The sequence below is a fragment of the Clostridium sp. AF37-5 genome (genome assembly GCF_003477605.1).
Taxonomy (GTDB): Bacteria; Bacillota; Clostridia; order Lachnospirales; family Lachnospiraceae; genus Eubacterium_F.
Genome location: NZ_QUDR01000017.1, coordinates 55,341 through 64,687 on the forward strand (window position 1 = coordinate 55,341; position 9,347 = coordinate 64,687).

Sequence of the window (9,347 nt, forward strand, 5' to 3'; positions counted from 1 at the left end):
ATTATATCTGATATACGAGGCTTATCGTTGTTCCTGCTCTTCAATTAACTCCTTATATTTTTTTAAACATTCATCTGCATTGGCACAAATCTTATTAAACACCTCTTTGCACATATCTATTTTCTCCTTTGTTACTCCACTAAAAACATTCTTTGCAAATTGTTTTTGTGTCCTTATGCCGCTTTGTACAATTGGTTCTGCCTTATCCAGTAAAGTAATCTTGATATACTTTTTATTACGAATGCTCTGCTCCCTTGCCCTATTAGCTTATTTTACTTGTTTTAAATGCTATCACCCGGTCAAGTTTTGCTTGACATTCATAAAAGGCCGGTGACTCATAAATCACATACGTGTAAGCTCCGTCAATCGCAATTCCTTCATTCATCGGAGGCATTTTAACGGTCTTTTTCTTTTTGTTTTTCTTAATCGACAGTTTGGTGTAATCCCATGTCGGCTGATACGTTTCTAACTGCGACATAAAACCTCTGCGTCCCTTTTTGGTCTGACAGGAGCGGGAAACAATCATTTTCCCTGATGTAGTAAACGCAACTCCCTGTGTCCGGTTCGGCATAAGAATCCGGTTTGTGTAAGTAAGAGATGGCGCTGCGGATTTATTCTGAATGGTATAACCGTACATATATTTTGAGGAGAATTCGCTGTACGCTGCTGCCCAGATTCGGTTATTGTAATAGGTAACGTAAGACATCGTTTCCGGCATTTTTACAACGGAAGCAAACCGGTAAATCTCGTAATACGGCCTGCCGGATAAAACTGCTGCCTGAACCTGATTAAACTTAAAACTCTGCAAATTTTTACCGTATGTCACCCAGACATTCTCGCCATCAAAGGTGATGCCGCCCACATGCCCGGTATGTGGCAGAACAATGGTCGTAATATACTTTCTTGTTGTTTTGTTCATCACATAAATAACCGATTCCTGTTTTTTCGTGTAATCATATGCAGAAATCAGCAGATAATTTCCGGCAAATGTCACACTCTGAGGGACCATACGTGTCGCATAAAAGCCCCCCACATTTGTTCCAACAAGTCCCGGAATCACATAACTCTTTGCATAAGAAACTCGTTTTTTGAAGGCTTTATATTTTTTATAAGCCGCTGATTTTTTAAACGCTTTTTTCGTTTTAAAAAACTTGGCTGATATACTCGTCGCTTTCACTTTTTTAGAAGCAGTTTTGATACTTTTTACCGTTGAAACCGAACTCATCGTAATCCCGGACACGGTTCGCACTGCTTCGATTTTTACATAGTATTTTGTATTCTTCTTTAATCCGTCTATGCCACGAATTTTCGACTCGTCTGCCGGCACTTTGACCGCTGCCTTGTAACCGGAAGTCGATTTTTTTGAATAATAAATATTAAAATAATCTGCTCCGGTTCCTTTGCTCCATTTGACCTTAATCCGCTTATCGCCGCCTTTAATTTTTGAAATACCTGGTATCGATGGTGCCGTACCAAACAATACTTCCTCTGACGGTTCGCCCGGATTATCCACATCACCGGCATACGCAACAATCGTAAAATAATAGTTCTTTCCAGCGGAAAGTCCTGTCACATCAAATGTCGTCTCTATCGTATTACCTGCCAAAATACTTTCTTTTGAAGTCGATTTACGGTAATAAATCTGATAACCGGTGGCTCCACTGACCGGCTCCCACGCAAGCGTTATCTTTGTCTTTACATTTTTTGTTGCAGTAATTTTTGTCACTTCACCAGGCTGCAGAGCCACAAGCAGGACTTCGGATTCTTTTCCATAATATCCATTTGCACCGGCACGAATTTTCACATATAGAATCTGTCCTTCTTTTAAATTTGTAAATTCGTAACTGGTTTTTGTCGTACTTTTCAAGAGTGAAAAACTACTCGTCTCTTTTGACGAAGTAAAAATTTCATACTCCTCACTTTCCGCCAGCGCATTCCACTCAATCACTGCTTTTTTCTTCGTTGTTTCTTTTCTTTTCAGTCCGGTCACCTGTCTCGGAACAATACGAACCGTATAGTTTATCGTCTTGTCCTGATAGGACAATTCTAATTGCTGCTCACCAATCTTCGTCGTATCGACAGCCGTCATCTTCTCCGGATGCACAAGCTGCTCTGTTGCATCCTCATAAGTCACTTTAATAACAACATTTTCCTTAGTAAATGTACTTTTATAAGGAAGTTCGATTTCCGTGTCAACAACTTCTATCTTTGCAATTTCTTTCGTTTGTCCAGCCGGTGTACTATCCGCCGCCAAAGCCTTTTTTCCATCCACTCCCATTCCTGCAAGCAATCCCATAACAAGAATGAGCGCTATTATCCTACGTTTCATTTTGTACTGCCTCCTATTCTGCCAGTCTCATACTTTTTGTATGTCGTCTTTTCGTCTGACACTCACTATAGCCGACAGGTTTGTCACAAAAAAGGCCACGCATCTCTGCGCAGCCTTCTCTATAAATAACAGGGGCACTAGGAATCGAACCCAGCTCTGGAGTTTTGGAGACTCTTATTCTACCGATGAACTATGCCCCTACAAGTAAGTGTTTTTCGCACTCACTCGATTATCATACCTCGTTTTAAGCCTTTTGTCAAGCATTTTCTATTCGCTAATACCCTTTTCGCTTATAATTTTGCGAATGGTATCTTCTGACTCTTCACACTCGTCCGCAATTTGTGAAATTGACTTTCCTTTATTTAATTTCTTCTGAATCTGTACACGCAGGCCTTGACCAATTCCTAATTCGATTCCCTGCTCGATTCCCTGCTCAATTCCTTGCTCTATTCCCTGTTCGATTCCCTGCTCGATTCCCTGCTCGATTCCCTGCTCGATTCCCTGCTCGATCCCCTTTGTAATCCCTTCTTTCAATCCCTGCTCACGCCCCTGCTCATACTTCTCATCCATCTTCATTTCCAGTGTCATATAGTCATCCCTCCATTCTGTGTCTCTTCGGATTTTCAGCACACGCTGTTCTAATCGCTCGGTAAACCCATCCGTCGGAGTCTTTGTTTTCAGGTAATCAAGAAGATGTGCAAGTTCCTCCGGTACATCTTCTCGACTTCCGTTTATATTGATAAAAATTGTTTTTCTTTTGTTAACCATCCGTTTTTTAAACGACACTTTGCTCACTACTAATAAATTTTTCATGCGTTCCAGTCATTTTCTCTAATTATTTTCCAAATTACTTCCTCCGACTCTTCACACTCGTCCGCAATTTGTGAAATTGACTTTCCTTTATTTAATTTCTTCTGAATCTGTACACGCAGACCTTGACCAATTCCTAATTCGATTCCCTGCTCAATCCCTTGCTCAATCCCTTGCTCGATTCCCTGCTCGATTCCTTGCTCGATTCCTTGCTCGATTCCCTTTGTAATCCCTTCTTTCAATCCTTGCTCACGCCCCTGCTCATACTTCTCATCCATCTTCATTTCCAGCGTCATATAGTCATCCCTCCATTCTGTGTCTTTTCGGATTTTCAGCACACGCTGTTCTAATCGCTCGGTAAATCCATCCGTCGGAGTCTTTGTTTTCAGGTAATCAAGAAGATGTGCAAGTTCCTCCGGTACATCTTCTCGGCTTCCGTTTATGTTAATAAAAATTGTTTTTCTTTTGTCCTGCAAATGAATCTCTATATCCTCACGGCAAATCGATTCAAATGTATATACACTTCGGTTCTTAGCAAACAGATCGAAATTACATACAAAAATAACAATTGAATGTTTTAGGTTTCCATACTTCTCTCCTGCGGCAATCTGGTAACTGTCCATCTCACTGTGGTAATACCGGCTCCGCAGCGGCAGCTCCCTCATCTTCGTCGTCTGCATCTCAATGTCATAGGCGTTTCCCTTTTTGTCCTTTGCATAAACATCAAGACGGACACCCTTCGCATGAAAATTCGATTTCATGCTCACCTGGGTTCCCACGACGACAATTTCCTCAATCTCGATACCGAGGATTCTCTGTAAAAATTCTCTGCAATCCTCAGAATTGCTTAAAACGGTACAAAACATTACATCATCGGTAATACCGATTTTGTCAAAATCAATGTGTCTTCTCATGTGACATACCTCCCTCTCAGGGAGATATCCCATGTACTAACCTCCCTGCTTTTCAATTTGTTTTTTGTGATTTCGCAGTGAAGTTTTTTCTCGATTCTATACTATTTGACTTTTCTGATAATGTTTGGACTTTCTGCTTGTGCATATCTTAACACAGCTTAGCAAGAATTACAAGCGAAAATATTTATTGCACACCAAAAGTTTATCTTCTAATTCCAATTTTAGATAAAATAGTCTTAATCTCATTTTTTAAATGTTCTTTAGGTAATATTTTCTTCATAGTAAAATCAAAACCTTTCTCTAAGTTTTCAAAGAAAAACGGTCTGGATGATGGAATTTTTGATGGAAACTCCAATTGATGATTTAACTGAATTGCTCTTGTAATATCTGCATCAAACAGTTCCAAATTTGACTTTTTCAGTAATTCTTCTCCCTTTTTTGTCTGACACAGAACTAAAGAGATTCCCTTCTTCTTTTCCTCCTCGGGCAACTCACTTCCCCATGAATCACCTAATGAAATATCCGAAACACGAGATTGTGATGCATAACGACAATAATAACAATTCTCCGTATAATCTATACTTTTCAAGAAAGCATATGTATACATATCGACAATCCGCGAAAAACCAATATCTTTCTCTGTCGACCTTAAGCCAAATGATGTTTTCTCACGAAAATTTAACTCTTCCAGTTCTTCAATATCCACTGATTTTTCTTTTAAATACATCTTCAACAATTCAGGCGATGGAGAACCATGACATATTAAATCAACTGTGTACAAATTCTCTTGATTGCTTGAGAAATTTCTCAATGCTGCAACTTGACACGGTAATCCTATAAAAAGAACTTTTTTCCCATCTTTTAGTTTTCTTTCAATATCTCTATATATTGTTTTGGGATTACTTTTAACGTATTTAGAACCTGTAAATCGCTCAGCTATCTGAGTCGAACTTGTTAATACAAAAACAAATTCTCCCTTATTAAGCATACACGAAGCAACATATCCACCATCTTTAATAAATGAATATATAATTGCTGAAGCAACACCTCCTGAAGAGGCATTATTTCTGATTTCTGGATTCAATGCCCATCCTTCTTTCCAAAAGAGAGGATTAAGCTTATCCACGCATTTTATATTTGGACAATTTTTTTCACACAGCCCACAATTTACGCACTTCACTTCATCAATCACAGCATTATATGACTTATAGTCATCTATAATAGTAATAGCACTCATTTTGCATATATTCGTGCAAGCCATACAACCAGCGCACATATTCTTAGCACACACAGTTTTCATGAAAAAACACCTCCCATGATAAGAGTGTGAATACACTCTAGTTTCTTTCTCATAACACTATATCTTATACCCCCAGTTTTTGCAGTCTTCTTAAATTCTAAAGTTTTTCTAATCACCATGCTTCTTGGTTCATCAAAATGAGTTTCTAAATAAATCCATTCAATAGCTTTTTCCATTAAGCTATCAATAATGTGACCACTTTTATCAATATTTTTTTCTTCATTGTATATAGAAACGATAATGCTAACCAACTTCTTCATTAAATCACGCGCTTTCTTCGAACTTTATTCAAAAAAAATTGCAGCATCGGAATCCATGTTTTTGAAAACACAGCAAATCCAAGCACAAGAATTAAAAGTTGAAAAAGAAATCCTTTTATGTCATCTACAAACATCAAAATTGCAGACAAAATCATTAACAATGACCCCAGAATAAATTCCTTATACCAAATATCATACTTAATATATTTTCTGGTGTGAAACACACGAAACATAAAGACTGCAATATAGCTTATACATGTTGCCAGTGCAGCTCCATATACCCCTATTACTGGAACTAAGATGAAATTTAATAGTATATTAAACACTGCACCAAAAGAACCAGAGAACAAATAACCAAAGCCTTATCGCTTTTAGCCTTTTCCTTTGCCTTTGTAAAAAAAGCCTCCATATACTGCTGCTGGCGTTTCATACGAGATGTATTTTTTTCATCTCCCACACCATAGCGATCATGAATATAGTGATATGCCTGCTCGTCTGACAAAGCAAGCGTTTCACCCCTTTTCATTTGGCGGTCAATATCTTGAAAGTCCTCTAATAACGTAACCGTCACTCCGCCAACCGAATGATTTAATTTTGGAATTTCATCCATTGGAATTGCATAATAACCATCAATTTTAAGTCCACCGAAAAGTTTGGATATGCTCTCCACTGTGTTAGCACAACTTTGCCCGGCATTTCCCCCATACCAATGTGCTGTACACAATTGCAGTTCTGCTGTTGCTGCTCCGGTACCATCATCCTGTATCAGTCGTACTTCTGACATCGTATCTCTGTTAATCGGCAAAAAAGAATAATTGTTGTCTGTTTTATCCACAATAACAAGCATTAAAAAATCACTCATGCTTCCCTGGTACACTTTACTGTCAGCACCTGTTTTATCTGGCCCCATAATTAAATATGTTTCAAAATCGTGATAATAAGAATAAATATTCCCATTCAGTTTCAGACTCCCCAAAGCAACCAACTCTTCCGACTGCTCATCTGTCAAAAAATCATCCTCCGAAATTACCGGTTCAGGCATATGATTTTCAAAAATTTTGAGTCCAATTCCAAATGCTACCATCGCCAATATAAGCGCGACAAAAAGAATAAGCATCTTTCTTCGCTCTTTCCTACGCATATTATTTCAGCAACCTTTCCTCCGTCTTATCAATTGCTGCTAATAATGTCTCCCCAAAGATGTCTCTTAAACTGTCACGTCCTTGTTTTAAATTTGGCAAACGTGTCTTCATGTTGTGACAGTCACTTCCCAGTACCAACGGCACCTGAAGTTTTAAAAATTTTTTGATAAAACGCTTTTTTTTATGTCTGTCGATTCCGCCCGTATTAATCTGAGCGTATAAGGGAAGTTTAAAAATTTGATTCCAGATTTTTCTGCTTTTTTGAAATGAATCATATCGCTCGACATGAGCTAGTAAGATTGTCAACTTTTGTTTCTCAATCAATTTTTTGACATCCACATAAATCTCATCCGTCCACTGAGCAAATGGCATCTCAAGGAGGAAAATATCGGTTCCTTCAATCGTGAGTTCGCGAATTTGCTTCGCATCCCCAATTCCCGGAAAATAATAAACTTCCGCGCCCTTCCGTAAAGAAAGGGGAGTCCCCATATCATGCTCATTCAGTGCTTTCGTTAATTTCCGAAAAGAGTACTCTCTCCGCTCTAAAAAAGACGAAATTTTGTCAAAATGGGCATAAAAATGGGGAGTCAACAATATCTCTTGCGCTCCCTGCTCACTCTCCAGCGTCAACATCTGAAGAGACTCATGTGTAGCCTGGCTTCCATCATCCATGCCCGGCAGTATGTGTGTATGAAAATCTATCATGAAGTATCAAATCCTCCGTCCACACAAACACTTATTTTTATGTCATTTGCAACTTTATCAAATTTTTTATATTCTGTCAAGCAAAATATTTAACTGATTATAATTTTCTAATAATATTTTCGAAACCCGCGTACATCATCTGTATAGCCAACCGCCTCATAAAACCGGTGTGCTCCCTTTCGGAATCCGGAAGAAACCAAAAGTGCATATTCACACTGATTTTTAAGTGCAAATTCATCCAGTGCCTCAAATATTTTTCTGCCAACGCCCTGCCCTCTGCATTCACCGGAAACAATCACATTCTCTACAACAAGGAATGGAGCATCCAATGCAATACACACAATTCCCATCGTGCTGCCAAGCACCTTATCACCATCTGCTGCCACTGCAAGAAAATACTCCGGTCTGTCGACTGTACGATAATAATTGTTCTCTAATACTTCCATCGAAACTCCTTCCGGAATCAAATCCCGGTACATTTTCTGCAATTGTGGGAGGTCTGATTTTTTCATTTTTCGAATTTGAATTTCTTTTTTCATATCTATCACCTGATTTTCATTTTCCATTCGTCAATAATCTCACTATAGTATACGAAAATTTAATGAATTTGTCACTAAAAAAGAAGAAAAAATGGTCATAATAAAGAAAAACTCTTCCTAATAAAAAGAATGCAACATTTGTTGGTAAAATGTTGCATTTTCTCTCTGACACTATATATATCGGCTGTTTTCTTTTTTACTTAACCCCCTTTTTTTAACTTTTTAATTTTTTTCTATAGAACATTTTTTTCATATACTTCGTCTTTGTCTAACTGCTCAATCCCTAAGTAACGCTTTGTGATTTCATAGGAAGAATGATTGTAAATACTCATAAGCAATGCGGGTGGCGTTCCATTTCTCCAAGCATAATAGCCAAAAGTTTTTCGTAATGAATGGCAGCTGACAGGTTCTTTCATGCCACATTTCTGTGCTGCCTTTTGAATAATCCGAAATGCTTGTGAGCGTGTAATTGGTTCATCTTTAACCTTTTGACTAGAAAAAATATAATGTTCGGAATCAATGGTTTCTATTGTTTTTCGATAATAATCCAGTGCTTCCTTTGTTGCACGGTTCAATGCCAACACATTTTTCTTTCCTGTTTTTTTCTCAGCCACAATGATGTGCTCCAAATAGCCGGCAGAGTTACATACATCTTTCCATTTTAAATTTAAAATGTCGCTAATCCGTAATGCCGAGTTGAGTCCAAAAACAATCTGTGCATAATTTCTTGGCTTGTTTTCCTCCTTTTTGTAATAATTTCTAAAATTTTCCAGAGTTTTTTTGTTCCGTATCGGTTGTGTCGTTCCCATACTAACCTCCTTCTCCCTTCCATATTTGGATTACTTAAAAATAATCCTTGCTGTCAATGCAACATTTTACCAACAAATGTTGTATCAATGCAAGACAGGGAGGTCTAAAAAATGCTTCGATTATCACTTAGTACAGAAGAATACTTAATGCTTGGCGATGATATCAAAATTGTTTTTTTAGGCGGAAGTAATCATCATTTGCGTATTATGATTGATGCTCCTAAGGAAGTTAATATCGTACGCAGTACCGTATTAGAAAAAAACAATCCGGAATTAAAGAAGAATTCTCCTTCTTATTATGCCGAGCCAAACTTACCGGAAAAGTACCGAAAAAAAAGAGGCACGAAACCCGGTGACACCAAATCGTAATAATAATCAGGGGATTGCAAGCTGCCGGGCCCGCAGCCTGCACCTCTGGATATTATAGAAACTAAAACAAACGCAACGTCGCAAACGGATTTGTGACGGTAAAACAAGGAGGTAATTATTATGATCGTACAACACAACATTACATCAATGAACGCTAACAGACAGTTAGG

Annotated in this window: 10 protein-coding genes and 1 tRNA gene; 1 reads left to right on the forward strand and 10 read right to left on the reverse strand. The window is 38.1% G+C overall.

Features of this window, described 5'->3' with window-relative positions; all coding sequences use genetic code 11:
* Positions 1-262 precede the first annotated feature (262 nt).
* From DW019_RS10915 to DW019_RS10965, 10 genes are all read right to left on the reverse strand, one after another.
* Positions 263-2,329: a fibronectin type III domain-containing protein gene (locus tag DW019_RS10915; RefSeq protein ID WP_118443372.1), complete on the reverse strand. Its 2,067-nt coding sequence runs from the start codon at positions 2,327-2,329 to the stop codon at positions 263-265.
* 129 nt (positions 2,330-2,458) lie between these two features.
* A tRNA-Trp gene (locus DW019_RS10920) sits at positions 2,459-2,529 on the reverse strand.
* 67 nt (positions 2,530-2,596) lie between these two features.
* Positions 2,597-3,142: a hypothetical protein gene (locus DW019_RS10925; RefSeq protein WP_118443373.1), complete on the reverse strand. Its 546-nt coding sequence runs from the start codon at positions 3,140-3,142 to the stop codon at positions 2,597-2,599.
* Positions 3,139-4,053, reverse strand: coding sequence for an Rpn family recombination-promoting nuclease/putative transposase (locus tag DW019_RS10930; protein ID WP_182431102.1), 915 nt, complete (start codon positions 4,051-4,053; stop codon positions 3,139-3,141). The genes DW019_RS10925 and DW019_RS10930 overlap by 4 nt, the downstream gene beginning before the upstream one ends.
* A gap of 202 nt (positions 4,054-4,255) precedes the next feature.
* Complete coding sequence (locus tag DW019_RS10935) at positions 4,256-5,353, reverse strand: Coenzyme F420 hydrogenase/dehydrogenase, beta subunit C-terminal domain (protein ID WP_118443375.1); 1,098 nt, start codon at positions 5,351-5,353, stop codon at positions 4,256-4,258.
* Complete coding sequence (locus tag DW019_RS10940) at positions 5,350-5,613, reverse strand: hypothetical protein (RefSeq protein WP_117480142.1); 264 nt, start codon at positions 5,611-5,613, stop codon at positions 5,350-5,352. The genes DW019_RS10935 and DW019_RS10940 overlap by 4 nt, the downstream gene beginning before the upstream one ends.
* Positions 5,614-5,920: 307 nt before the next feature.
* Complete coding sequence (locus tag DW019_RS10950; protein ID WP_118443377.1) at positions 5,921-6,754, reverse strand: LCP family protein; 834 nt, start codon at positions 6,752-6,754, stop codon at positions 5,921-5,923.
* A 1-nt stretch (position 6,755) separates the two neighbouring features.
* Complete coding sequence (locus DW019_RS10955) at positions 6,756-7,460, reverse strand: CpsB/CapC family capsule biosynthesis tyrosine phosphatase (protein WP_118443378.1); 705 nt, start codon at positions 7,458-7,460, stop codon at positions 6,756-6,758.
* Between the two features lie 107 nt (positions 7,461-7,567).
* Positions 7,568-7,999 carry a GNAT family N-acetyltransferase gene (locus tag DW019_RS10960; RefSeq protein ID WP_243024148.1) on the reverse strand — a complete coding sequence of 144 codons (432 nt, stop codon included), beginning with the start codon at positions 7,997-7,999 and terminating at the stop codon, positions 7,568-7,570.
* A gap of 233 nt (positions 8,000-8,232) precedes the next feature.
* The gene (locus DW019_RS10965) at positions 8,233-8,808 is read right to left on the reverse strand and encodes a tyrosine-type recombinase/integrase (protein ID WP_118443379.1); all 576 of its coding nucleotides are present in this window, start codon (positions 8,806-8,808) and stop codon (positions 8,233-8,235) included.
* A gap of 111 nt (positions 8,809-8,919) precedes the next feature.
* Here DW019_RS10965 and DW019_RS10970 point away from each other — a divergent pair, with 111 nt between their 5' ends.
* Positions 8,920-9,177 (forward strand): carbon storage regulator, encoded by a 258-nt coding sequence (locus DW019_RS10970; RefSeq protein WP_117480149.1) that lies wholly within the window; start codon positions 8,920-8,922, stop codon positions 9,175-9,177.
* Positions 9,178-9,347 lie beyond the last annotated feature (170 nt).

Excerpts from the sequence above, each read along its gene's own strand:
- DW019_RS10915 (WP_118443372.1), bottom strand. The coding sequence starts at position 2,329 with ATGAAACGTAGGATAATAGCGCTCATTCTTGTTATGGGATTGCTTGCA.
- DW019_RS10925 (WP_118443373.1), bottom strand. The coding sequence starts at position 3,142 with ATGAAAAATTTATTAGTAGTGAGCAAAGTGTCGTTTAAAAAACGGATG.
- DW019_RS10930 (WP_182431102.1), bottom strand. The coding sequence starts at position 4,053 with ATGAGAAGACACATTGATTTTGACAAAATCGGTATTACCGATGATGTA.
- DW019_RS10935 (WP_118443375.1), bottom strand. The coding sequence starts at position 5,353 with ATGAAAACTGTGTGTGCTAAGAATATGTGCGCTGGTTGTATGGCTTGC.
- DW019_RS10940 (WP_117480142.1), bottom strand. The coding sequence starts at position 5,613 with ATGAAGAAGTTGGTTAGCATTATCGTTTCTATATACAATGAAGAAAAA.
- DW019_RS10950 (WP_118443377.1), bottom strand. The coding sequence starts at position 6,754 with ATGCGTAGGAAAGAGCGAAGAAAGATGCTTATTCTTTTTGTCGCGCTT.
- DW019_RS10955 (WP_118443378.1), bottom strand. The coding sequence starts at position 7,460 with ATGATAGATTTTCATACACACATACTGCCGGGCATGGATGATGGAAGC.
- DW019_RS10960 (WP_243024148.1), bottom strand. The coding sequence starts at position 7,999 with ATGAAAAAAGAAATTCAAATTCGAAAAATGAAAAAATCAGACCTCCCA.
- DW019_RS10965 (WP_118443379.1), bottom strand. The coding sequence starts at position 8,808 with ATGGGAACGACACAACCGATACGGAACAAAAAAACTCTGGAAAATTTT.
- DW019_RS10970 (WP_117480149.1), top strand. The coding sequence starts at position 8,920 with ATGCTTCGATTATCACTTAGTACAGAAGAATACTTAATGCTTGGCGAT.